This window comes from Pseudomonas frederiksbergensis (assembly GCF_003732665.1).
GTDB lineage: Bacteria > Pseudomonadota > Gammaproteobacteria > Pseudomonadales > Pseudomonadaceae > Aquipseudomonas > Aquipseudomonas frederiksbergensis_G.
Genome location: NZ_MOBP01000006.1, coordinates 442494 through 465747, shown reverse-complemented (window position 1 = coordinate 465747; position 23254 = coordinate 442494). Strand labels below are relative to the sequence as shown.

The window sequence follows — 23254 nt, the reverse complement described above, 5'->3', positions numbered from 1 at the left end:
CATTGCTCGTTAAATACCAAACATTTCCTGCGAACATGGACGTTAGCAATGAACACTTGCAAAGTTATAAAACCAGCCAACCCCCTAGCCTCTTACGAATCAGCGATAGAGGAAAATCCGCTTAACGGGAATACAGTGTTGCGCGGCGGAAGGCAAAAACGCTCGGTCGGCCAATGGAACAAGTTCTGGGGGAATGGTAGAACGCTCAACATTACTTTTATCAACGAAGTGCCCGAGGACATCAAAAAAATAATCGAAAAAATCATCAGGCAATGGGAACCCTCCACCAACCTGACCTTTACTTTCAACGACGCCGTAAAGGGTGATATCCGCATTCAAGCCGATGCACAAACCAACGAGTCTTATGTCGGCACCGATTCAACATTGGCTCCTGAACACGAGCCTACGCTCAGACTGGCCGTTGACCACGAAGACCCGGATTTTGAATTGACCGTCCTCCATGAGTTCGGTCACGCGCTGGGACTGCAACACGAACACCTGCACCCCAAGGCCAATATCCCCTGGGACAAACCCAAAGTGTATGAATTTTACAAAGATAACTTTCAATGGACCGAGGAAGATGTCGATTACAACTTGTTTTTGCCGCTGAGCACTGATCTCCTGCTTGGACCTTATGATAAAGATTCAATCATGCACTACGTTATCGATAATGAGCTGACGCTCGGTGACTGGGAAGTTCGCCGCAACACGCGAATAAGCAAGCTCGATAGACGAACTATGCGCAAGGCGTATCCAAAGCCAGTCAACTCGCCACCTTGAAATACGCCAAAACCTACACGATAGTCGTTACGCCGCATTACTCCCCAACAAACATGGAAGTTTGAATATGCTTAACGAAGTACCCTGCCTGATTATAAAAGCCAATGACATCAATGCGTCTTACGAAGCTGCCGTCGCCGAAAACCCCGCCAACCGCGTTGCTTCTGCATCGGGTCGGGGTAAACGTGCGGTCGCCAGGCATACCCACTTCTGGGCACCAGGCCGAACTTTGCGCATTGCCTTTCTGGACGGCGATCAAGCCTTCAAGGACGCGACTATCGCTGCCGCCAGCAACTGGTTGCCGCACATCAACCTGAAGTTTGATTTTGTCGAAGGGCATGAAGGCGACATCCGTATCAGTTGCACACCCGGTACTTACTGGTCGCTGGTCGGCACCGATGCGTTGCTGCGCGGAGAGGAGCCAACCATGGGTCTGTCACCGGACTTGCGTGCGCCAGCCTTTTTCGCCGCCAATGTCATGCACGAGTTTGGCCACGTACTGGGCGCCCAACATGAGCACCTGCATCCCGAGACAACTATCCCGTGGGACCGAGGCGCGTTATACGCGGCCCATGGCCTGGATGAACACAGTGACGAGGATCATTACGCACGCTCAGTACTTGACGAACATTATCTGCAGCGCCTCGACGGCAGCGACGTCCGTCATTCCAACTATGATCCGAAGTCGATCATGCACTACGCGATCCGGCAGGAATGGACCGAAGGCGACTTCAAGATTGACCTCAATCTGGTGCTCAGTGAAAAGGACAAGGCGTTCATGGCCGAGGCCTACCCTTACCCGGCCCCACAGAGCACCGGATTCACCATTGAACTGGGCCTTATTTGACCTGACCCAGTTGACCTCGCCTGAATCCAGGTCCCCCATTACGTCATCACCCTTGTGGTGATGACGCCTCACGCCGCCCCCCAGCGTGCAAAAAGCGTTTGCCCAGGCAATCGACAGCATTGAAGTGCCATATTAGCCGCCTAGACTGATAGCCGGCCGTCGCATCAATATCGCATCCCCCCTGAAACGCCACAAATCCGTGTGGGAGCGGGCTTGCTCGCGAAGACGGTGTGTCAGGCAACGTTGATGGCGACTGAGACTCCGCCTTCGCGAGCAAGCCCGGCTCCCACAGGTTTTGCGCTTTAACCGGAAGGCCATGGCATAATCCGTCACCATTTTTTTCCAGCACCTGTAAAGGGGGCAATTCCTTGACCGTTTCAAGTAAAACGTTGCACCTTTTCGGCATCAAAGCCTGCGACACCATGAAAAAGGCGCGCACCTGGCTCGATGAACACGCTGTCACCTATGACTTCCATGATTACAAAACGGCCGGAATCGACCGTGAACACCTGAGCCAATGGTGCGATGAGCACGGCTGGCAGGTGGTATTGAACCGTGCAGGCACGACCTTTCGCAAACTCGACGACGAACGCAAAGCCGATCTCGATCAAGCGAAAGCCATCGAACTGATGCTCGCACAACCCTCGATGATCAAGCGCCCGGTGCTTGATCTCGGTGACCGAACCCTGATTGGCTTCAAGCCAGATATCTACGCGGCCGCACTCAAGTAAGGCAGCCCGTTCCTTTTTGTTAGAGGTATCAACATGTCCAATTCCCTGTTCAGCCTGGCCTTCGGTGTCGGCACTCAAAACCGTCAAGGCGCCTGGCTGGAAGTGTTTTACGCACAGCCACTGCTCAACCCGTCGGCCGAGCTGGTCGCGGCCATCGCGCCAGTCCTGGGTTACACCGAAGGCAACCAGGCCATCGCGTTCAGCACCGCCCAGGCCTCGCAACTGGCTGAAGCGCTGAAAAACGTCGATGCCGGCCAAGCCGCACTGCTGACCCGTCTGGCCGAAAGCCACAAACCGCTGGTCGCCACTATTCTGGCTGAAGACGTACAACTGACTTCTACGCCTGAGGCTTACCTCAAGCTGCACCTGCTGTCCCACCGCTTGGTCAAGCCCCACGGCCTGAACCTGGCTGGCGTGTTCCCGCTGCTGCCGAACGTCGCGTGGACCAGCCAGGGCGCCATCGATCTGGCCGAACTGGCCGAGCATCAACTCGAAGCCCGCCTGCGCGGCGAGCTGCTGGAAGTGTTCTCGGTGGACAAGTTCCCGAAAATGACTGACTACGTGGTCCCGGCCGGCGTGCGTATCGCTGACGCCGCACGGATTCGCCTGGGCGCCTACGTGGGCGAAGGCACCACCGTGATGCACGAAGGTTTCGTCAACTTCAACGCCGGCACCGAAGGCCCGGGCATGATCGAAGGTCGTGTGTCGGCTGGCGTGTTCGTCGGCAAGGGTTCGGACCTGGGCGGCGGTTGCTCGACCATGGGCACCCTGTCGGGCGGCGGCAACATCGTGATCAAGGTCGGCGAAGGCTGCCTGATCGGCGCCAACGCCGGTATCGGTATCCCGTTGGGCGACCGCAACACCGTTGAGTCGGGCCTGTACGTGACCGCTGGCACTAAAGTGGCGCTGCTGGACGAGCACAACAAACTGGTCAAAGTCGTGAAGGCCCGTGAACTGGCCGGTCAACCGGACCTGCTGTTCCGTCGCAATTCGGAGACCGGTGCCGTGGAATGCAAAACCCACAAATCGGCCATCGAACTGAACGAAGCGCTGCACGCTCACAACTAAGCAACACGTCAAACGATCACCTGCTTCCTGCACTTGTGTAGGAGCGAGGCTTGCCCGCGAAGGGGCCCTTGAGGCCGCCAAAGGCTTCGCGAGCAAGCTTCGCTCCTACTGGCTCAGGAGGTCAGGCGTACACTCGCTCATGTTCATTAGGGCCGAATGACATGATGATTGCCTCTCCCTGGCGCGCCGATTTTCCGGCCATCGCCGCTCTGCAACGGCAAGACCAGACCTATCTGGACAACGCCGCCACCACGCAAAAACCTCAAGCCCTGCTGGATGCCTTGGCGCATTACTACGCCAATGGCGCGGCCAACGTGCATCGGGCGCAGCACTTGCCCGGCGCCCACGCCACCCAGGCGTTCGAGGACAGCCGCAGCAAAGTCGCGCAATGGCTCAATACTGGCGATTGCGGGCAGATCATCTTTACCCACGGCGCGACCTCCGCGCTGAACCTCCTGGCCTATGGCCTGGAACACCTCTTCAATCCGGGCGATGAAATTGTCATCAGCGCCCTGGAGCATCACGCCAATCTGTTGCCCTGGCAGCAACTGGCCCTGCGCCGCGACCTGAAACTGGTGATTTTGCCGCTGGATGCTGACGGCGTGATCGACGTTGCCGTCGCCGCACAGTTGATCGGCCCGCGCACCCGGTTGTTGGCGGTCAGTCAGTTGTCCAACGTACTGGGCGTCTGGCAACCGTTGCCCGAATTGCTGGCGCTGGCCAAGGCGCACAACGCGCTGACCGTGGTCGATGGCGCCCAAGGCGTGGTCCACGGCCGGCATGACGTGCAGGCGTTGGGTTGCGACTTCTATGTGTTTTCCAGTCACAAACTCTACGGCCCCGATGGCCTCGGTGTGCTGTTCGGGCGCAATGCAGCCCTTGAACAGTTGCGTCCGTGGCAATTCGGCGGCGAGATGGTGCTGGACGCCAACTACCACGACGCCCGCTTCCGCCCGGCACCGCTGGGTTTCGAGGCTGGTACGCCACCGATTGCCAGCGTGATCGGCCTGGGGGCGACTCTGGATTACCTGACGGGCCTGGATCAGGACGCGGTGTCCGCCCATGAAGAAGCGTTGCATGACTATTTGCTCAAAGGTCTTGAAGCGCGCAATGGCATTCATCTGCTGGGAAAACCACAGTTGGCGCTGGCCAGTTTTGTCGTCGAGGGTGTGCATAACTCCGATCTGGCGCATCTGCTGACCGAACAGGGCATCGCCGTGCGCGCCGGTCATCACTGCGCCATGCCGTTGCTCAAAAGCTTCGAATTGGCCGGGGCGATTCGGGTGTCGCTGGCGCTGTACAACGATTCCGAGGATCTGGAGCGGTTCTTTGAAGCGCTGGATCAGGCGCTGGAGTTGCTGCGATGAGTTTGCCGGCCGATGCCATTCTGGCGCTGGAGACTTTTCAGAAAGCGATGAGCTGGGAACAGCGGGCGCGACTGCTGCTGCAATGGGGCGATCGCATGCCAACGCTGAGTGATGTGGATAAGGTCGACGCCAACCGGGTGCACGGCTGCGAAAGCCGGATGTGGCTGGTGGGCGCACTGGATCAAGGCCAATGGCAGTTTGCCGCAAGCATTGATGCGCGGTTGATTCGCGGGTTGGTCGCGTTGCTGCTGGCGCGGGTCAATGGGTTGTCAGCGGCTGAGTTGCAGCAGGTGGATTTGCCGGAGTGGTTTAATCAGCTTGGATTGAGCCGGCAGTTGTCGCCTTCGCGCAGTAATGGCTTGAATGCCGTGTTACAGCGAATGAATGAGTTGGCCACGCCCCTGTAGGAGCGAGGCTTGCCCGCGAAGGCGGTGTGTCAGGTTCGACGCCTTCGCGGGCAAGCCTCGCTCCTACAGGGGGCTACTTCAAGCTTCGGGTTTGACCCGATCCGCCGGCCGCCGCACGCCCGCCACAATCTTATCCACAGCCTTGGTCGCCGCGACCATGCCGAACGTCGCCGTTACCATCATCACCGCGCCAAACCCGCCGGCGCAGTCCAGCTTCACGCCATCGCCGACAAAACTCTTCTGCAAGCAAATGCTGCCATCCGGTTTCGGGTAGCGCAGTTGCTCCGTGGAGAACACGCACGGCACGCTGTAATGGCGGGTCACGGTGCGGGAGAAGTTGTAGTCGCGGCGCAGCGTGGAGCGCACTTTCGAGGCCAGCGGATCGTTGAAGGTCCGGTTCAGGTCACAGACCTGGATCAGCGTCGGGTCAATCTGCCCGCCCGCGCCGCCGGTGGTGATGATCTGAATCTTGCGCCGCTTGCACCACGCAATCAGCGCAGCCTTGGCGTTCACGCTGTCGATGCAGTCGATTACGCAGTCGATATTCGGCGTGATGTACTCGGCCATGGTCTCGCGGGTGACGAAATCCGCCACCGCGTGCACCGTGCAGTCCGGGTTGATCCCGCGCAGGCGTTCGGCCATCACCTCGACCTTGGGCTTGCCGACGGTGCTGTCCAGCGCATGCAATTGACGGTTGGCGTTGCTGACGCAGACATCGTCCAGGTCAAACAGCGAAATCTCGCCCACGCCGCAGCGGGCCACGGCTTCCGCCGCCCAGGAACCGACACCACCGACGCCGACAATCGCCACATGGGCCGCGCGCAAGCGCTCCAGGCCTTCAATGCCATACAACCGAGCGATGCCGGCAAACCGCGGATCTTCTGTACTCATGACCATTACCCCAAAAACCGGCGCGCATTATAGGGCCACAACGGGAGAACTTTTAACCATCCGGCTATAAGTGTAAGAACTTAAGACAAACTTCAGTGCCAAATGTGAGGCTTTTCCTTGCCTGCTGTACGGTAAGTGAAAGCACGGTGTAGGATGCGCGCCCCTTGGCCAACCGCCGACCCGTTCCTTCGTTCCACAGCCTTTGGAACCTGAAATAGCTATGTCATCGCGTAAATTTGGACTCAACCTGGTTGTGGTGCTCGCCATCGCTGCCTTGTTTACCGGCTTCTGGGCGCTGATCAACCGCCCGGTCACCGCCCCCAACTGGCCTGAACAGATCTCCGGTTTTTCGTACTCGCCGTTCCAACAAGGCCAGTACCCACAGAAAGACCAGTACCCGACCGACGATGAAATGCGTCGCGACCTGGAGATCATGAGCAAGCTGACGGACAACATCCGTACCTACTCGGTCGACGGCACGCTGCAGGACATCCCCAAACTGGCGGAAGAGTTCGGCCTGCGGGTGACCCTGGGGATCTGGATCAGCCCGGACCAGGAACGCAACGAGCGCGAGATCCTGCGCGCCATCGAACTGGCCAACACCTCCCGCAGCGTGGTTCGCGTAGTTGTAGGCAACGAGGCGATCTTCCGTAAGGAAATTACCGCCGCCGAACTCAGCGTCATCCTTGATCGCGTGCGCGCCGCCGTGAAAGTGCCGGTGACCACGTCCGAGCAGTGGCACGTCTGGGAAGAACACCCGGAACTGGCCAAGCACGTCGACCTGATCGCCGCCCACGTTCTGCCGTACTGGGAATTCATCCCGGTGGACAAGGCTGGTCAGTTCGTTCTCGACCGCGCCCGGGACCTGAAAAAGATGTTCCCGAAAAAACCGCTGCTGCTCTCGGAGGTTGGCTGGCCGAGCAACGGCCGCATGCGTGGCGGCACCGATTCGAGCCCGGCGGACCAGGCGATCTACCTGCGCACGTTGGTTAACAAGCTCAATCGCCAAGGCTTCAACTACTTCGTGATCGAAGCGTTTGACCAGCCGTGGAAGGCCACGGACGAAGGTTCGGTGGGCGCTTACTGGGGCGTATTCAACGCGGCGCGCCAGCAGAAATTCAACTTCGAAGGCCCGGTGGTCGCGATACCGCAATGGCGCGTGCTGGCGATCGGCTCGGCCGTACTGGCCTTGCTGTCCCTGACCTTGCTGATGATCGACGGTTCGGCCCTGCGCCAACGGGGCCGCACGTTCCTGACCTTTATCGCGTTTTTGTGCGGTTCGGTTCTGGTGTGGATCGGTTACGACTACAGCCAGCAATACAGCACCTGGTTCAGCCTGACGGTGGGCTTCTTGCTTGCCCTCGGTGCGCTCGGGGTGTTTATCGTGTTGCTGACCGAGGCCCATGAATTGGCTGAAGCGGTCTGGACCCACAAGCGCCGGCGAGAATTCCTGCCGGTCGTGGGGGATTCGGACTACCGACCAAAAGTCTCGATTCACGTACCGTGCTACAACGAACCGCCGGAGATGGTCAAACAGACCCTCAACGCCTTGGCCAACCTCGACTATCCCGACTTCGAAGTCCTGATCATCGACAACAACACCAAAGACCCGGCGGTCTGGGAACCGGTGCGCGATTACTGCGAAACCCTCGGCCCGCGCTTCAAGTTTTTCCACGTCGCCCCGCTGGCTGGCTTCAAGGGTGGCGCGCTGAATTACCTGATCCCGCACACCGCCAAGGATGCCGAAGTGATTGCGGTGATCGACTCGGATTACTGCGTCGACCCGAACTGGCTCAAGCACATGGTGCCGCACTTCGCCGATCCGAAAATCGCTGTGGTGCAGTCGCCGCAGGATTATCGCGACCAGAACGAAAGCACCTTCAAGAAGCTCTGCTACGCGGAATACAAAGGCTTCTTCCACATCGGCATGGTCACCCGTAACGACCGTGACGCGATCATCCAGCACGGCACCATGACCATGACCCGCCGTTCGGTGCTCGAGGAACTGGGCTGGGCCGACTGGTGCATCTGTGAAGACGCCGAACTGGGTCTGCGGGTATTCGAAAAAGGATTGTCGGCGGCGTATTACCACACCAGCTACGGCAAAGGCCTGATGCCGGATACCTTTATCGACTTCAAGAAACAGCGTTTCCGCTGGGCCTATGGCGCGATTCAGATCATCAAGCGTCACACCGCCAGCCTGCTGCGCGGCAAGGACACCGAGCTGACCCGTGGCCAGCGTTACCACTTCCTCGCGGGCTGGTTGCCGTGGGTCGCGGATGGCATGAACATCTTCTTCACCGTCGGCGCCCTGTTGTGGTCGGCGGCGATGATTATCGTGCCGCAACGGGTCGATCCACCGCTGCTGATCTTCGCGATCCCGCCGTTGGCGCTGTTCGTATTCAAAGTGGCCAAGATCATCTTCCTGTACCGCCGTGCGGTCGGGGTCAATCTGAAGGATGCATTCTGCGCCGCACTGGCCGGGCTGGCGTTGTCTCACACCATCGCCAAAGCGGTGCTGTACGGCTTCTTCACCAGCAGCATTCCGTTCTTCCGCACGCCGAAAAACGCCGATAACCACGGCTTCTGGGTGGCGATTTCGGAGGCGCGGGAAGAGGTGTTCATCATGCTGCTGTTGTGGGGCGCGGCACTGGGGATCTTCCTGGTGCAGGGCCTGCCGAGCAACGACATCCGCTTCTGGGTGATCATGCTGCTGGTGCAGTCGCTGCCGTACCTGGCGGCGCTGATCATGGCGTTCCTGTCTTCGCTGCCGAAACCGGCCGCCGAGCCTGAGCCGCTACCAGCCGTCTAAATCAGTCCAGATGCACTAAACGGCGGCCAATGGCCGCCGTTTTGCTTTAAGATAACCGCCATTTTGCAGGGCTTGGCGGAATACGGTTTGCCGATCGAACCCAATCCCTGTGGGAGCGGGCTTGCTCGCGAAGGCGGTGTAACAATCACCATTTATGCTGACTGACACACTGCATTCGCGAGCAAGCCCGCTCCCACATTTAGTCCGCGCCCAAATTCATGTTTTTCGGAGTTTTCCATGACGGCCCACGCCGACCTTTCGCCGACCCTTCAACTCGCCATCGACCTGATCCGCCGTCCGTCCGTGACGCCGGTCGACGCCGATTGCCAGAAGCAGATGATGCAGCGCCTGGGCGATGCCGGTTTCCAACTGGAACCGATGCGCATCGAAGATGTGGATAACTTCTGGGCCACCCACGGCAAACACGACGGCCCGGTGCTGTGCTTCGCCGGCCACACCGACGTGGTTCCGACTGGCCCGGTGACGGCGTGGCAAATCGACCCGTTCAACGCGCTGATCGACGAGCACGGCATGCTCTGCGGCCGTGGCGCGGCAGACATGAAAGGCAGCCTCGCGTCCATGACCGTGGCCGCCGAGCGCTTCGTCGCCGACTACCCGGACCACAAGGGCAAGGTCGCCTTCCTGATCACCAGCGACGAAGAAGGCCCGGCGCACCACGGCACCAAGGCTGTGATCGAACGCCTCGCCGCGCGCAAGGAACGTCTGGACTGGTGCATCGTCGGCGAGCCGTCGAGCACGACCCTGGTCGGTGACGTGGTCAAGAACGGCCGTCGCGGCTCCCTCGGCGCCAAGCTGACCGTACGCGGTATCCAGGGCCACGTGGCCTATCCGCACCTGGCGAAAAACCCGATCCACCTCGCCGCCCCGGCCCTGGCCGAACTGGCCGCCGAGCATTGGGACCACGGCAACGATTTCTTCCCGCCGACCAGCTTCCAGATTTCCAACGTCAACTCCGGCACCGGCGCGACCAACGTGATTCCCGGTGATCTGGTGGCGGTGTTCAACTTCCGCTTCTCCACCGAATCCACCGTGGAAGGCCTGCAAAAACGCGTGGCCGACATCCTCGACAAGCATGGCCTGGACTGGCACGTGGATTGGGCGCTGTCGGGCCTGCCATTCCTCACCGAGCCGGGCGCCCTGCTGGACGCTGTGGCGTCGAGCATCAAGGACATCACCGGTCGCGAAACCAAGGCTTCCACCAGCGGCGGCACGTCCGACGGGCGCTTTATCGCGACCATGGGCACTCAAGTGGTTGAGCTGGGGCCGGTCAACGCGACGATCCATCAGGTCAACGAGCGGGTGCTGGCGGCTGATCTCGACGTGCTGACCGAAATTTACTATCAGACCCTGATCAAGTTGCTCGCCTGATGCTCGCCTGCCCGATCTGCAGCGAACCGCTGAACGCGGTGGACAACGGCGTGGCCTGCCCCGCCGGGCATCGTTTCGACCGCGCGCGCCAGGGTTACCTGAACCTGCTGCCGGTGCAGCACAAGAACAGCCGCGACCCTGGGGATAACCTGGCGATGGTCGAGGCCCGTCGTGATTTCTTGAACGCTGGCCATTACGCGCCAGTGGCCAAGCGCCTGGCAGAGCTCGCGGCGCAGTACGCGCCCCAGCGCTGGCTCGACATCGGTTGTGGCGAGGGTTACTACACCGCGCAAATCGCCGAAGCCTTGCCCAATGCTGACGGCTACGCCCTCGACATCTCCAAGGAAGCGGTCAAACGCGCCTGCAAACGTAACCCCGAGCTGACCTGGTTGATCGCCAGCATGGCGCGAGTGCCGTTGGCGTCCGGCAGTTGCCAGTTTCTGGCCAGCGTTTTCAGTCCATTGGATTGGGAAGAAGCCAAGCGCTTGCTCAGCCCTGGCGGTGGCTTGATGAAAGTCGGGCCGACCAGCGGCCATCTGATGGAATTGCGCGAAAGCCTGTACGACGAAGTGCGTGAATACACCGACGACAAGCACCTGGCCCTGGTGCCGGAAGGCATGGCGCTGGCGCATAGCGAAACCCTGGAGTTCAAACTGATACTGGAAAGTGGTCAGGATCGTGCCAACCTATTGGCCATGACGCCCCACGGCTGGCGCGCCAGTGCCGAACGCCGGGCGGCGGTCATCGAGCAGGTCGAGCCGTTCGAGGTCACCGTGTCGATGCGTTACGATTACTTCGTACTTCAATAATTTTTGGTCTTGAGCAACAGCTTGAGGCCGGCTAAATCCGCGAATGGATTTTTCAAGACCGCAGTGAGGACATCCATGCGCCAACCCGATATCGAGATTTACCTGAAAGACGCCGACGTCGACTACAAAGCCGTCGCTGAGTGGCTGAGCACCGCGTTAGGCCAGTGCAGTGAATGGGTCAAGAAGGGCCAGACCTACAAGTGCAAGGCCGGCAACGTGCCAGTGACCTGGCTGCCGAAAGCCGTGGGCAAATGGAACAGCCTGTACCTGGAAAGCGACCAGACCCCATGGGATGACGACATCGCCTGCGCCCGCGCCGCCTTCGCCGCGCTAAACGTCGAAGTGCGTTGCGCGCCGGGGACGTGGGTCGAGGAAGAAGGTGAAGAAACAGCGGATCGCTGGATGCGTATCAGCGCTGATGGCGAAGAAGAAATCACCTGGAAGACCGCGTAAAACCAGCATCACCACAAACCTGTAGGAGCGAGGCTTGCCCGCGAAGGCGTCATCACTGGCGCTAAAAGCTTCGCGGGCAAGCCTCGCTCCTACAGGTGATTTGTGATCTTGGAATCGGGTTTACAGACCTACAACATCCTCAGCCTGCAGCCCCTTCTCCCCCGTCACCACGGCATATTCAACCTGCTGGCCTTCAGCCAACGAACGGTGGCCTTCGCCGCGGATCGCGCGGTAGTGCACGAACACGTCCACCCCGTCCTCGCGTTGAATAAAGCCGTAGCCTTTGGCGTCGTTGAACCACTTCACACTGCCGGTTTCGCGCGTAGCCATGTATCAGTCCCTCTTCTTTTTATTTTGAGCGGTCGAGTATATGACAGGCGCCAAAACTCTCAACTACAGATTGGATGAGTGCTTTTTTGCCGATTTTCGGCGAATACGGCACACTGTCAGCCCCCCGAGCAACTGCTCGGTTTTATTCACTCACGCAGATGCCGTATGACCCGTTCCCCGTTCCGCCGTCTTGTGTTTGGCACCCTGCGCCGACTGTTGTACCTCTGGGTTCGCTCGGAGACGATCAACCAGTCGTCCTTTACCCTCAACCTCGACCGCAGCCGTCCGGTGTTCTACGTCCTGCAAAACCCTTCACTGACCGACCTGGCCGTGGTCGACACCGAGTGCACCAAGGCCGGCCTGCCGCGCCCGGTGCTGCCAGTGTCGGTGGGTAATCTGCTGGAACCTGCCGCGTTCTTTTACCTGACGCCGGAGCCCGATTGGCTCGGCCGCCAGGACAAGCGCGGTGCGCCACCGACTCTGACCCGTCTGGTCAGCGCTCTGAGCCAGAATGCCGCCGAAGATGCGCAGATCATCCCGGTCAGCGTGTTCTGGGGCCAATCGCCGGACAGCGAGTCGAGCCCATGGAAGCTGTTGTTCGCCGACAGTTGGGCAGTCACCGGGCGTCTGCGCCGTTTGCTCAGCATCATCGTGCTGGGGCGCAAGACCCGGGTGCAGTTCTCGGCGCCGATCCATTTGCGCGAACTGATCGAGCACAACAAGGGCCACGAACGCACCGTGCGCATGGCCCAGCGCATCCTGCGGGTACACTTTCGTAACCTCAAAGCTGCAGTGATCGGCCCGGACATTTCCCACCGCCGCAATCTGGTCAAAGGCTTGCTCAATCAGCCCCTGGTCAAGCAAGCGATCCTCGATGAAGCCGAGCGCGAGAACATTTCGCCGGAAAAAGCCAAGGCCCAGGCCCTGCGCTACGGCAACGAGATCGCCTCGGACTACACCTACACCGCGATCCGTTTTCTGGAAGTGGTGCTGAGCTGGTTCTGGAACAAGATCTACGACGGGATCAAGGTCAACCACATCGAAGGCGTGCAGAAAGTCGCCCAGGGTCACGAAGTGATCTACGTGCCGTGCCATCGCAGCCACATCGATTACCTGCTGCTTTCGTATCTGCTGTTCCGCAACGGCCTGACCCCGCCGCACATTGCCGCCGGGATCAACCTGAACATGCCGGTGATCGGCAGCCTGCTGCGTCGCGGCGGCGCCTTCTTCATGCGCCGTACCTTCAAGGGCAACCCGCTCTACACCTCGGTGTTCAACGAATACCTGCACACCTTGTTCACCAAAGGTTTCCCGGTCGAGTATTTCGTCGAGGGCGGCCGTTCGCGCACCGGGCGCATGCTGCAACCGAAAACCGGGATGCTGGCGATCACCCTGCGCAGCTTCCTGCGTTCGTCGCGCATGCCGATCGTGTTCATCCCGGTGTACATCGGTTATGAACGTGTCCTGGAAGGCCGGACCTACCTCGGCGAACTGCGTGGCGCGAGCAAGAAGAAAGAGTCGATCTTCGACATCTTCAAAGTCATCGGCGCGCTCAAGCAGCGTTTCGGCCAGGTGGCGGTGAACTTCGGTGAGCCGATCAAACTCGCGGAATTCCTCGACAGCGAACAGCCGGACTGGCGCCAACAGGAACTCGGCCCGCAGTTCAAACCGGCCTGGCTCAACGAAACCACCAACCGCCTCGGCGAGAAAGTCGCACAGCATCTGAACGAAGCAGCGGCGATCAACCCGGTGAACCTCGTGGCGCTGGCGCTGCTGTCCACCAGCCGTCTGGCGTTGGATGATCGGGCGATGGCGCGGGTGCTCGATTTGTATCTGGCGCTGCTGCGCAAGGTCCCGTACTCGCCCCACACCACGTTGCCGGAAGGTGACGGCCGGGCGCTGATCGAGCACGTGAAGGACATGGACCTGCTGTCCGAGCAAAGCGATGCGCTGGGCAAGATTCTGTACCTGGACGAGCAGAACGCCGTCCTGATGACCTACTACCGCAACAACGTGTTGCACATCTTCGCGCTGCCGGCGTTGCTCGCGAGCTTCTTCCAGAGCGCGTCGCGCATGAGCCGCGAACAGATCCTGCGCTACACCCGGGCGCTGTATCCATACCTGCAATCGGAGCTGTTCATTCGCTGGTCCATGGATGAGCTGGACGGCGTGGTCGATCAATGGCTCGAAGCCTTCGTCGAGCAAGGCCTGCTGCGTTTCGAAAACGACGTATACCTGCGCCCGGCGCCGAGTTCGCGGCATTTCGTACTGCTGACCCTGCTGTCGAAAAGCATCGCCCAGACCCTGCAACGTTTCTACATGACGGTTTCCCTGCTGCTCAACAGCGGCCAGAACAGCATCAGCGCCGAAGAGCTGGAAGACCTGTGCACGGTCATGGCCCAGCGCTTGTCGATCCTGCATGGCTTGAACGCTCCGGAATTCTTCGACAAGAGCCTGTTCCGTCACTTTATCCAGACCATGCTCGACCTCGACGTACTCAAGCGCGATGAGGCCGGCAAGCTGAGCTACCACGAGTTGCTAGGCGAGTTGGCAGAAGGCGCGGCCAAGCGCGTATTGCCGGCGGAGATTCGCTTGTCGATCCGTCAGGTGGCGTTGCATCGCAGTGAAGATGCGGCGGACGCCAGCCCGTTGTAACTTCCCGACAACTAACAAGGAAACACGGACGTTTCCTTATTAGTTAATTAGCGGATAAATTGAGTTTTTTCATTATCACGATAAGGACATCGCGATGGATAACAACTCGACTATCACCCTGACATTCAAGCTCCCGCCTTTTTATTCCGTGCCGACGGAGGGCGAGCGTGAGACACGCATCAACATTCAAATCATTAATACCCCCCGCCCCATCACCGTCATGAACTGGATTCGTCCCGACATCGCGGACGGACAGTGGAATTTTTCATTCCGCACAACTATGAAGATGTAAGCGTCAAATATCAGGTCAATGTCCAACTAAGCCATAATCGCGCTCCCCTGTTGCTGGACCTGGATTACTTCGTCACAGTCGCCAAGGCACCCCATCACCAGACACTTCACCTGAGTCCGATCGGGCAACTTTATGTCGAGGCGCAACAGCCGAAACCCGTCGAGCGCGATCAAGCGATTACCATCCGCGCCCATGAACATAATGAGCCGGGCGCTGAACTTGTTCGTCTACAGTGCGATGAAGAAACAGCCACGGCGTTTTATCTCAATTACGATCCGGCGCAAGCAGTTCCCGGCAAACGTTACACATTGAAAGGCATGGAAAACAGGTTTGGCCGGGATATCTCTGTTTACCCTGATCTCGCGGTATTAGTGCCTTTTGGATTTAAAGAAGCTTCGTCCCGTTGATCAGCATTTGTCGGCCAGCCGTTTTTTTGAATTTCGACGTGCACCGCAAAATCCGCTAAATTCCCCGGGCGCCAGGTTCCTGCTGGCGCCAACGTCTTAGAGGCCCTCGATGAAAAAACTGATGCTTGTTTGCCTGACCACTCTGCTCGGTGCCTGCCAAACCCTGCACCCTGGCGCCAAAACCAGCCTCGATGGCGAAGTGTTCTACCTGCAACGCATCGCCTTGCCGCCGAGCGCCACCTTGAGCGTCAGCCTGCAGGACGTGTCCCTGGCCGACGCGCCCGCCGTGGTGCTCGATGAGCAGAAAGGCCCGGTCAAAGGCCAGGTCCCGCTGCCGTTTCACCTGAGCTACGACCCGGCGCAGGTCAAACCCGGCCATCGCTATTCGGTCAGCGCGCGCATTGAGGTGAACGGTGAACTGATGTTCATCACCACCGAAAACCATGCCGTGCAACTCGATGGCAATGATCCGCAGCCACTGAAAATCCGCGTCGACGCCGTTCGCTAATTTCCCTTATTCGTACAAGGAAGCCGCCATGTTCCGCCCTACCCTTCGCTTCGCCGGCCTGTGCGCAGGTTTGATGATTTCCGCCAGCGCCCTGGCGTTGTCCCTCAATGACCTGTCGCAAAACGATGCCACCGGCGGCCTCAAGGACGCACTGACCCAAGGCGCGCAACTGGCCGTCAAACAACTCGGTACACCAGGCGGTTTCAGCAATAACCCGGACGTGAAAATCGAACTGCCGGGCAAACTGGGCAAAGTCGCCAGCAAAATGAAAGCCTTCGGCATGGGCGCCCAGGTTGATCAACTGGAAACCAGCATGAACAAAGCGGCAGAAACCGCCGTGACCCAAGCCCAGCCCATCCTCGTCGATGCGGTGAAAAAAATGAGTGTGTCCGACGCCAAGGGCATCCTCAGCGGCGGCAAAGACTCCGCCACCCAGTACCTGGACAAATCCAGCCGCGAACAGATCCGCGCCAAGTTCCTGCCGATCGTCAAGCAAGCCACCGACCAGGTTGGCCTGGCTAAGCAATACAACTCGTTCGCCGGCCAAGCCGCGACCCTGGGCGTGGTGGACGCGAAAAGCGCCAACATCGAAAGCTACGTGACCGAGCAAGCGCTGAACGGTTTGTTCGAGATGATCGGTAAACAGGAAGAAACCATCCGCCAGAACCCGGCAGCAGCGGCGACCAGCCTCGCCAAGAAAGTCTTCGGCACGCTCTAAACCCCAGCGCAAAACCCTGTGGGAGCGGGCTTGCGAAGGCGGTTTAACATTCAACATCTCTGTTGTCTGGCACACCGCTTTCGCGAGCAAGCCCGCTCCCACAAGGGTTCAGTGGCATACGCAAATGTCATATTCACTGGAGATCTACTGTGGGAGCGGGCTTGCTCGCGAAGGCGGTCGTCCAGTCGAACCCCCATCGCCTGACACGACGCCATCGCGAGCAAGCTCGCTCCCACAAGGGATCGCTGGCATACGCAAATGCCGGGGCCACTGGAGATTTACTGTGGGAGCGGGCTTGCTCGCGAAAGCGGTCGCCCAGTCGAACACCCATCGCCTGACACGACGCCATCGCGAGCAAGCCCGCTCCCACAAGGGTTCAGTGGCATACGCAAATGTCATATTCACTGGAGATCTACTGTGGGAGCGGGCTTGCTCGCGAAGGCGGTTGTCCAGTCGAACAGGCATTGCCTGACACGACGCCTTCGCGAGCAGGCTCGCGCCTACAATAAGTCAGGCTTGTGCGGTAGACCTCGGTAAAGCCAGTCACCGCCCGCAACACGACCGAGCACTGGAAATCGATGAAATACGTCAAATCCAGTTCATCCGCCTCGGTGTACAGATACGAGCGTCCGTACTTCACCGGCGCATTGCGCAGCAGCGTGCTGATGGCAATGTAGCGAAAAGCCGAAAAGTCATTCTTGAACATGAACCAGTAAAACAGCGCCCGGGCGACCCGACCGTTGCCATCGCGAAAAGGATGCTCGTAGCCCAAGGCAAAATGCAGTGCGATGGCTTTGATCAATGGATGAACATAGTCCCTGCGCAAGGGGTCGTTATCGGCTTGGTTGATCCACTTCGACAACGCTTGCAAGCGTGACGCAAGCCCCGATGCGGGCGGCGGTGTATGAACGGTGTTGCCCTCACCGTCCTGTACCACGACGTCATCTCTGGTCCTGAACGTACCCGGCGCATATTGCGGGTCATCGATGCCTTCGACACCTACCCGATGAATCGCTGCAATCAGCTCGACGCTCAGGGGTTCACAACGCTTTTCCCAGGCGAAATTCATCATTTTGTAGTTGCCGATGACCATCCGTTCATCCGGCGTGCGCGGCAGGCGCTTGCGCTTGAGCATTTCCTTGGCCACCCGAGTGGTGGTTGCCGCGCCTTCCAGTTGGCTGCTGCTGATGGCTTCGTCTACGATCAGATCATTGAGCAGATAGCTGAACTGCATGTGCTCGCCGATCTGACGGGTCATGTATTCCAGCGCGGCGGTGGTGGCTTGCCGATCGACTGCCGAAATCGCTTTTTGCGAGATGGGCGTCAGCACGAACTTGCCCCAATGTATCGGCTCCCCCAATGGCAATAGGTGGGTGTACTGGGCGGTGCGGGCCTTCTTTACCAACGCCCAACAAAGATGGCTATCCAGCCCCGGTGCCCAGCGATAACGCAATTCATCAAACGGCAGGTAGCGCCCCTGTTCATCCAGAGGTTTTAGCAGTGCCAGGTAATCCGTGAGGCGTTCCTTGTGCGGTGATTGCGCCAGCAAGGCAAACACCGGGTCTGACCTGCCCTTGAGCGCGGGGGGCTTTTTCATTACGACTTTCTCAAAAACTCATCAAAACCGAGTCAGAAGTACAGCATTTGGCCCTCTGCGACTCAATATCAGAGCATTCTGAAAAAGTTGTAGGAACAAGGAAACCCACTGTGGGAGCGGGCTTGCTCGCGAAGGCGTCGTGTCAGTCGACATCAACTTTGCCTGGCACACTGCCTTCGCGAGCAAGCCCGCTCCCACAATTTTGAGCCGTGTTCGGCTGTAAAGAGCTGGCGGCCCGGGGGCCGCTGAGATCACGCGGGGTCTTTCTTGATTCTGAACCACGCCGCATACAGCGCCGGCAGGAACAGCAACGTCAGTGCCGTCGCGACGATCAACCCGCCCATGATCGCCACTGCCATCGGCCCGAAGAACACGCTGCGCGACAGCGGAATCATTGCCAGTACCGCCGCGAGTGCCGTGAGCACGATTGGCCGGAACCGGCGCACCGTCGCTTCAATGATCGCTTGCCAAGGCTTGAGCCCGGCGGCGATGTCTTGTTCGATCTGGTCCACCAGGATCACCGAGTTACGCATGATCATCCCGGACAGGGCGATGGTGCCGAGCATGGCGACGAAGCCGAACGGTTGGCGGAACACCATCAGGAACAAAGTCACGCCGATCAATCCCAGTGGCGCTGTCAGAAACACCATCGCGGTGCGTGAGAAACTGCGCAGTTGCAGCATCAGCAAGGTCAACACGACGACGATGAACAGCGGCACACCGGCCTTCACCGAGTTCTGCCCGCGGGCCGAGTCTTCGACGGTGCCGCCGACTTCCAGCAAGTAGCCATCCGGCAGTTCGGCGCGGATCGGGTCGAGGGTCGGCAAGATCTGCTGCACCAACGTGGCCGGTTGTTCCTTGCCGTAGATGTCGGCGCGGATGGTCACGTTGGGCAGGCGATTGCGGTGCCAAATGATGCCTTCTTCGAAGCCGTATTCCAGGGTCGCGATCTGCGACAGCGCGACGCTTTTGCCGTTGTCGGTGGGCACCGCCAGGCTTGGCAGCAGCGACAGTTCGGTACGCTCATGCACGGTGCCGCGCAGCAGGATTTCGATCAACTCGTTGTCTTCGCGGTACTGGCTGACGCTGGAACCGGTCAGGGAGCTTTGCAAAAACTTCGACAGGTTGGCGGTGCTGACGCCCAGAGCCCGGGCGCGGTCCTGATCGACGTTCAGGTACACGACTTTGCTCGGTTCTTCCCAGTCCAGATGGACGTTGACCACGTGGGGATTCTCGCGAACTTTTTCCGCCACTTTACGCGCCAGGGCACGGACTTCTTCGATGTGCTCGCCGGTGACGCGGAACTGCACCGGGTAGCCAACCGGCGGGCCATTTTCCAGGCGTGTGACCCGGGAGCGCAGGGCCGGGAATTGTTCGTTGAGGGTTTCGATCAGCCAGGTGCGCAGGGTTTCGCGCTCCTCGATGGTCTTGGCCAGGACGACAAACTGGGCGAAGCTCGCCGCAGGAAGTTGCTGATCCAGCGGTAGGTAAAATCGCGGCGAACCGGTGCCGACGTAGGCCACGTAGTTATCGATGCCGGCGTGATCCTTCAGCAGGCCTTCAAGGCGTTTAACCTCTTCGGTGGTGTTGCTCAGAGACGCGCCTTCAGCCAGTTTCAGATCGACCATCAGTTCCAGACGGCCCGAGGCCGGGAAGAACTGCTGGGGCACGAAGCGGAACAGCACGATGGAGGCGATGAACAGGATGACCGTCAGTGTGATCACGGTCTTGCGCCAACGCACGCACCATTCCACCAGGCGCCGAACCCGTTGATAGAACGGCGTGGCGTAAGGGTCGGGCTGACCGTGGCCAGTGCCATGTTTGGCTGCGTGAATTTTCGCCAGGTCCGGCAGGAGTTTTTCCCCCAGGTACGGCACGAACACCACGGCAGCAATCCACGAGGCCAGCAGCGCGATGGTCACCACCTGGAAGATCGAGCGGGTGTATTCGCCGGTGCCCGATTGCGCGGTGGCGATGGGCAGGAACCCGGCCGCCGTGATCAACGTGCCAGTGAGCATCGGGAATGCGGTGCTGGTCCAGGCATAGCTGGCGGCCTTGATGCGGTCGAAGCCCTGCTCCATTTTGATCGCCATCATTTCCACGGCGATGATCGCGTCGTCCACCAGCAAACCCAAGGCCAGCACCAACGCGCCGAGGGAAATCTTGTGCAGGCCGATCCCCAGGTAATACATGCAGGCGAACGTCATCGCCAACACCAGCGGAATGGCCAGGGCCACCACCATCCCGGTGCGCACGCCGAGGGAGAAAAAACTCACCAGCAACACGATCGCCAGGGCTTCGACCAGCACCTGGATGAACTCGCCAACCCCGGTTTTCACCGCAGCAGGCTGGTCCGAGACCTTGCGCAATTGCATACCGGCCGGGAGGTTTTTCTGGATGCGGTCGAACTCGACTTCCAGGGCTTTGCCGAGCACCAGAATGTCGCCACCGTCCTTCATGGCCACGGCCAGACCGATAGCGTCTTCGGCCATGAAACGCATGCGCGGCGCCGGTGGATCGTTGAAACCGCGACGCACGTCCGCGACATCGGCGATGCGGAACGTGCGATCACCGACCCGAATCGGAAAGCTTTTTATCTGTTCGACTGTCTGAAAATTCCCGGTGACCCGTAGCTGCAATCGCTCGCTGCTGGTTTCGAAGAAGCCAGCGGTGGACACCGCATTCTGTTCTTCAAGTGCCTGTTGCACGGCAGCCAGTGGCAAGCCGAGGGTGGCGAGTTTGACGTTGGACAGTTCGATCCAGATCTTCTCGTCCTGCAAGCCGAGCAGATCGACCTTGCCCACATCCTTGACCCGTTGCAGCTGAATCTGGATGCGGTCGGCGTAATCCTTGAGCACCGCGTAGTCAAAACCGTCGCCGGTCAGGGCGTAGATGTTGCCGAACGTCGTGCCGAATTCATCGTTGAAAAACGGGCCTTGAATGCCCGGCGGCAGGGTCTGGCGGATATCGCTGATTTTCTTGCGGACCTGATACCACAGCTCCGGAATCTGCGCCGAGTGCATTGAATCTCGAGCCATGAAGGTCACCTGGGATTCCCCCGGACGGGAGAACGAGACGATGCGTTCGTACTCGCCGGTTTCCATCAGCTTCTTTTCAATGCGCTCGGTGACCTGGCGCGAGACTTCCTGGGCCGTGGCACCCGGCCAATTGGTGCGGATCACCATGGCCTTGAAGGTGAACGGCGGGTCTTCGCTTTGTCCGAGCTTGGTGTAGGAAAGTGCGCCGACGATCGCCAGCAAAAGCATCAGGAACAGTACGATCTGGCGGTTACGCAGCGCCCATTCGGAAAGATTGAAACCCATCGGGGATTACTCCTTGTCCGCCAGATTGACCACGCGGTTGGAGCGATCCACCGGGCGCACTTGCTGCCCGTCGTGAAGCACATGGACGCCGGCAGCGACCACCCAGTCGCTGGCGTTCAACCCTTCCAGCACCGGAACGGTTTTTTCGCCGAAGGCACCGACCCGCACCGGGACTTTCTTCAAGGTGTTGTTGGCGCCGACCACCCACACATAAGTCGCGCCGTTTTCAGCGGTGACCGCAGACAGTGGCACGGCCAATGAGACTACGGCGGCGGTCTGGATAAACACCCGGGCGCTCTGGCCGAGTTCGGCCGGGACCTTCCCAGAGGTGAAGGCAATGCGCGCAGCGAAGGTCCGGGATTTTGGATCAGCGGCGGGCGACAGCTCACGGATGCGCCCGGTGAAACGTTGATCGGGCTGGGTCCAAAGCTCCACCGACACCGGTTGATCGACCTTGAAACGGCCGAAGCTTTGCTCCGGCAGGCTGATCAGCACTTCGCGCTCGCCATCGGTGGCAAGGGTAAACACGGTTTGCCCGGCGGCGACCACCTGGCCGACTTCCACCGCTCGCTTGGCTACCACCCCGTCCTGGGGCGCACGCAGCACGGCGTAGCTCGCCTGATTGGTCGAGACGTTGAATTCGGCTTTGATTTGCTTGAGGCGCGCTTCACCGGATCGGTAAAGGTTTTCGGAATTGTCGTACGCGGATTTGCTGACCATCTGACGGTCCATCAGGGTCTTGTAGCGATCCCGCTCGGCGCGGACCAGGTTCAGATTGGCTTCGGCGGCGGTGACCTGGGCACGGGTGGCTTCCAGTTGCAGGCGCACGTCCTGGGGATCGAGCTCGGCAAGCGGTTGGTCAGCCTTGACCCGCTGGCCTTCTTCGACCAGTCGTCGGCTGACTTTGCCGCCGATACGGAACGCCAGGTCCGGCTCATAACGGGCGCGAACTTCACCGGGATAGCTTTCCATCGCTTGGGCCGAAGGCTCTGGCTGCACCACCATGGCCGGTCGCACGCTGACTTGCGGCGCCTCTTCGTGACCGCACGCCGACAATAAAAAAGCCAGACTGACTGGCAACGCGAGGGGCAAGGCATAGCGGAACATGGTGAACGACCTTTCGCTAATGGTGCTTGGAATAATTATACTGGCCGGTATGTTATTAATAGCAAACTCACCAGTCCAGTATTAAAAGCGAATAATGTCGAACAATCTTTCAGCACCTAACGGTCCGGGCCGTCCCAAGGATCTGGCCAAGCGCCAGGCGATCCTCGATGCGGCGAAAATTCTGTTCCTGAGTAATGGCTATGCCAACACCAGCATGGATGCCGTGGCGGCCGAGGCCGGGGTGTCGAAGCTGACGGTCTACAGCCATTTCAACGACAAAGAGACCCTGTTCTCCGCCGCCGTGGTGGCCAAGTGCGAGGAACAACTGCCACCGCTGTTCTTCGAATTGCCGGACGGCATCGCGGTGGACACGGTGCTGCTGAACATCGCCCGGGGCTTTCATCACCTGATCAACAGCGATGAATCGGTGAACCTGCATCGATTGATGATCAGCCTGGGCAGCCAGGACCCGAAACTGTCACTGATCTTTTTCGAGGCCGGGCCGGAGCGCATGCTGAATGGCATGGAGCGGTTGCTGAGCCGGATCGATCAGACCGGCGCGCTGAGCATCGATAAACCGCGCAATGCTGCTGAGCATTTCTTTTGTTTGCTCAAGGGAGCGGGGAATTTTCGATTGTTGTATGGCTGTGGAGAGCCGTTGATCGGGGACGCGGCGGAGAGCCATGTGCGGGAAGTGGTGGGGTTGTTTATGCGGGCTTACAGGCCTGCATCAGCCGGATAGATTTGGGTTGTCTGGTCTGGC

General features: G+C 59.5%; 21 protein-coding genes. 16 read left to right on the top strand and 5 right to left on the bottom strand.

All coding sequences use genetic code 11. The annotated features are described in order from the left end of the window. Positions 1-48 precede the first annotated feature (48 nt). The 6 genes from BK665_RS12100 (at position 49) to BK665_RS12070 (ending at position 5200) form a co-directional block, all read left to right on the top strand. Positions 49-780, top strand: a complete 732-nt coding sequence (locus tag BK665_RS12100; RefSeq protein WP_123405745.1) for a M12 family metallopeptidase — start codon at positions 49-51, stop codon at positions 778-780. A gap of 67 nt (positions 781-847) precedes the next feature. Continuing rightward, the gene (locus tag BK665_RS12095) at positions 848-1627 is read left to right on the top strand and encodes a zinc metalloprotease (protein ID WP_123405743.1); all 780 of its coding nucleotides are present in this window, start codon (positions 848-850) and stop codon (positions 1625-1627) included. A 368-nt stretch (positions 1628-1995) separates the two neighbouring features. Further along, the gene (locus BK665_RS12085) at positions 1996-2358 is read left to right on the top strand and encodes an ArsC family reductase (RefSeq protein WP_123405739.1); all 363 of its coding nucleotides are present in this window, start codon (positions 1996-1998) and stop codon (positions 2356-2358) included. Positions 2359-2391: 33 nt separating this feature from the next. Beyond that, complete coding sequence (dapD, locus tag BK665_RS12080; RefSeq protein ID WP_123405737.1) at positions 2392-3426, top strand: 2,3,4,5-tetrahydropyridine-2,6-dicarboxylate N-succinyltransferase; 1035 nt, start codon at positions 2392-2394, stop codon at positions 3424-3426. A gap of 161 nt (positions 3427-3587) precedes the next feature. After that, a complete protein-coding gene (locus BK665_RS12075) occupies positions 3588-4793 on the top strand; it encodes an aminotransferase class V-fold PLP-dependent enzyme (RefSeq protein ID WP_123405735.1) in 1206 nt (401 codons plus the stop codon). Then, on the top strand, positions 4790-5200 hold the full coding sequence (locus BK665_RS12070; protein WP_123405733.1) for a SufE family protein: 411 nt from the start codon (positions 4790-4792) through the stop codon (positions 5198-5200). The genes BK665_RS12075 and BK665_RS12070 overlap by 4 nt, the downstream gene beginning before the upstream one ends. Before the next feature lie 78 nt (positions 5201-5278). Here the strand turns inward: BK665_RS12070 and tcdA are convergent, their stop codons facing one another. After that, entirely contained in the window at positions 5279-6097 is an 819-nt protein-coding gene (tcdA, locus tag BK665_RS12065; protein ID WP_123405731.1) for a tRNA cyclic N6-threonylcarbamoyladenosine(37) synthase TcdA, read from the bottom strand. Between the two features lie 214 nt (positions 6098-6311). Between tcdA and BK665_RS12060 the strand changes: the two genes are divergently transcribed. From BK665_RS12060 to BK665_RS12045, 4 genes are all read left to right on the top strand, one after another. Continuing rightward, positions 6312-8903, top strand: coding sequence for a glycosyltransferase (locus BK665_RS12060; protein ID WP_123405729.1), 2592 nt, complete (start codon positions 6312-6314; stop codon positions 8901-8903). Positions 8904-9140: 237 nt separating this feature from the next. After that, positions 9141-10292 carry a succinyl-diaminopimelate desuccinylase gene (gene dapE, locus BK665_RS12055; protein ID WP_092272637.1) on the top strand — a complete coding sequence of 384 codons (1152 nt, stop codon included), beginning with the start codon at positions 9141-9143 and terminating at the stop codon, positions 10290-10292. Next, positions 10292-11101: a putative RNA methyltransferase gene (locus BK665_RS12050; protein ID WP_123405727.1), complete on the top strand. Its 810-nt coding sequence runs from the start codon at positions 10292-10294 to the stop codon at positions 11099-11101. The genes dapE and BK665_RS12050 overlap by 1 nt, the downstream gene beginning before the upstream one ends. A 75-nt stretch (positions 11102-11176) precedes the next feature. Next, positions 11177-11554: a hypothetical protein gene (locus tag BK665_RS12045; RefSeq protein ID WP_123405725.1), complete on the top strand. Its 378-nt coding sequence runs from the start codon at positions 11177-11179 to the stop codon at positions 11552-11554. A gap of 120 nt (positions 11555-11674) precedes the next feature. Here the strand turns inward: BK665_RS12045 and BK665_RS12040 are convergent, their stop codons facing one another. Beyond that, positions 11675-11884 carry a cold-shock protein gene (locus tag BK665_RS12040; protein ID WP_123405723.1) on the bottom strand — a complete coding sequence of 70 codons (210 nt, stop codon included), beginning with the start codon at positions 11882-11884 and terminating at the stop codon, positions 11675-11677. A gap of 165 nt (positions 11885-12049) precedes the next feature. On the opposite strand from BK665_RS12040, the gene plsB reads away from it, so the two are divergent. The 5 genes from plsB to BK665_RS12020 all read left to right on the top strand — a co-directional run bounded on the left by plsB (position 12050) and on the right by BK665_RS12020 (position 16464). Continuing rightward, on the top strand, positions 12050-14539 hold the full coding sequence (plsB, locus tag BK665_RS12035) for a glycerol-3-phosphate 1-O-acyltransferase PlsB (RefSeq protein ID WP_123405721.1): 2490 nt from the start codon (positions 12050-12052) through the stop codon (positions 14537-14539). Between the two features lie 94 nt (positions 14540-14633). Further along, positions 14634-14831: a hypothetical protein gene (locus tag BK665_RS34430; RefSeq protein ID WP_123405718.1), complete on the top strand. Its 198-nt coding sequence runs from the start codon at positions 14634-14636 to the stop codon at positions 14829-14831. Beyond that, the gene (locus BK665_RS34265) at positions 14795-15238 is read left to right on the top strand and encodes a hypothetical protein (RefSeq protein WP_148053215.1); all 444 of its coding nucleotides are present in this window, start codon (positions 14795-14797) and stop codon (positions 15236-15238) included. The genes BK665_RS34430 and BK665_RS34265 overlap by 37 nt, the downstream gene beginning before the upstream one ends. Before the next feature lie 109 nt (positions 15239-15347). Further along, positions 15348-15746: a YbaY family lipoprotein gene (locus tag BK665_RS12025; protein ID WP_123405717.1), complete on the top strand. Its 399-nt coding sequence runs from the start codon at positions 15348-15350 to the stop codon at positions 15744-15746. A gap of 28 nt (positions 15747-15774) precedes the next feature. Continuing rightward, the gene (locus tag BK665_RS12020; RefSeq protein ID WP_123405715.1) at positions 15775-16464 is read left to right on the top strand and encodes a DUF4197 domain-containing protein; all 690 of its coding nucleotides are present in this window, start codon (positions 15775-15777) and stop codon (positions 16462-16464) included. Between the two features lie 412 nt (positions 16465-16876). Here the strand turns inward: BK665_RS12020 and BK665_RS12015 are convergent, their stop codons facing one another. The 3 genes from BK665_RS12015 to BK665_RS12000 all read right to left on the bottom strand — a co-directional run bounded on the left by BK665_RS12015 (position 16877) and on the right by BK665_RS12000 (position 22491). Next, positions 16877-18061: a Fic family protein gene (locus BK665_RS12015; protein WP_123405713.1), complete on the bottom strand. Its 1185-nt coding sequence runs from the start codon at positions 18059-18061 to the stop codon at positions 16877-16879. A gap of 251 nt (positions 18062-18312) precedes the next feature. Beyond that, positions 18313-21384 (bottom strand): efflux RND transporter permease subunit, encoded by a 3072-nt coding sequence (locus tag BK665_RS12005; RefSeq protein ID WP_123405711.1) that lies wholly within the window; start codon positions 21382-21384, stop codon positions 18313-18315. Between the two features lie 6 nt (positions 21385-21390). Further along, positions 21391-22491, bottom strand: a complete 1101-nt coding sequence (locus tag BK665_RS12000; protein WP_123405709.1) for an efflux RND transporter periplasmic adaptor subunit — start codon at positions 22489-22491, stop codon at positions 21391-21393. A gap of 94 nt (positions 22492-22585) precedes the next feature. Between BK665_RS12000 and BK665_RS11995 the strand changes: the two genes are divergently transcribed. Next, a complete protein-coding gene (locus tag BK665_RS11995; RefSeq protein WP_123405707.1) occupies positions 22586-23233 on the top strand; it encodes a TetR/AcrR family transcriptional regulator in 648 nt (215 codons plus the stop codon). Positions 23234-23254: the final 21 nt, after the last annotated feature.

Bases quoted from the DNA above. Each gene is read 5' to 3' on its own strand.
- BK665_RS12015 (WP_123405713.1), bottom strand. From the start codon at position 18,061: ATGAAAAAGCCCCCCGCGCTCAAGGGCAGGTCAGACCCGGTGTTTGCC.
- BK665_RS12100 (WP_123405745.1), top strand. From the start codon at position 49: ATGAACACTTGCAAAGTTATAAAACCAGCCAACCCCCTAGCCTCTTAC.
- dapD (WP_123405737.1), top strand. From the start codon at position 2,392: ATGTCCAATTCCCTGTTCAGCCTGGCCTTCGGTGTCGGCACTCAAAAC.
- dapE (WP_092272637.1), top strand. From the start codon at position 9,141: ATGACGGCCCACGCCGACCTTTCGCCGACCCTTCAACTCGCCATCGAC.
- BK665_RS12005 (WP_123405711.1), bottom strand. From the start codon at position 21,384: ATGGGTTTCAATCTTTCCGAATGGGCGCTGCGTAACCGCCAGATCGTA.
- BK665_RS12050 (WP_123405727.1), top strand. From the start codon at position 10,292: ATGCTCGCCTGCCCGATCTGCAGCGAACCGCTGAACGCGGTGGACAAC.
- BK665_RS12040 (WP_123405723.1), bottom strand. From the start codon at position 11,884: ATGGCTACGCGCGAAACCGGCAGTGTGAAGTGGTTCAACGACGCCAAA.
- BK665_RS12075 (WP_123405735.1), top strand. From the start codon at position 3,588: ATGATGATTGCCTCTCCCTGGCGCGCCGATTTTCCGGCCATCGCCGCT.
- tcdA (WP_123405731.1), bottom strand. From the start codon at position 6,097: ATGGTCATGAGTACAGAAGATCCGCGGTTTGCCGGCATCGCTCGGTTG.
- BK665_RS12095 (WP_123405743.1), top strand. From the start codon at position 848: ATGCTTAACGAAGTACCCTGCCTGATTATAAAAGCCAATGACATCAAT.
- BK665_RS12020 (WP_123405715.1), top strand. From the start codon at position 15,775: ATGTTCCGCCCTACCCTTCGCTTCGCCGGCCTGTGCGCAGGTTTGATG.
- plsB (WP_123405721.1), top strand. From the start codon at position 12,050: ATGACCCGTTCCCCGTTCCGCCGTCTTGTGTTTGGCACCCTGCGCCGA.
- BK665_RS12000 (WP_123405709.1), bottom strand. From the start codon at position 22,491: ATGTTCCGCTATGCCTTGCCCCTCGCGTTGCCAGTCAGTCTGGCTTTT.
- BK665_RS12045 (WP_123405725.1), top strand. From the start codon at position 11,177: ATGCGCCAACCCGATATCGAGATTTACCTGAAAGACGCCGACGTCGAC.
- BK665_RS12025 (WP_123405717.1), top strand. From the start codon at position 15,348: ATGAAAAAACTGATGCTTGTTTGCCTGACCACTCTGCTCGGTGCCTGC.
- BK665_RS12060 (WP_123405729.1), top strand. From the start codon at position 6,312: ATGTCATCGCGTAAATTTGGACTCAACCTGGTTGTGGTGCTCGCCATC.
- BK665_RS11995 (WP_123405707.1), top strand. From the start codon at position 22,586: ATGTCGAACAATCTTTCAGCACCTAACGGTCCGGGCCGTCCCAAGGAT.
- BK665_RS12070 (WP_123405733.1), top strand. From the start codon at position 4,790: ATGAGTTTGCCGGCCGATGCCATTCTGGCGCTGGAGACTTTTCAGAAA.
- BK665_RS34430 (WP_123405718.1), top strand. From the start codon at position 14,634: ATGGATAACAACTCGACTATCACCCTGACATTCAAGCTCCCGCCTTTT.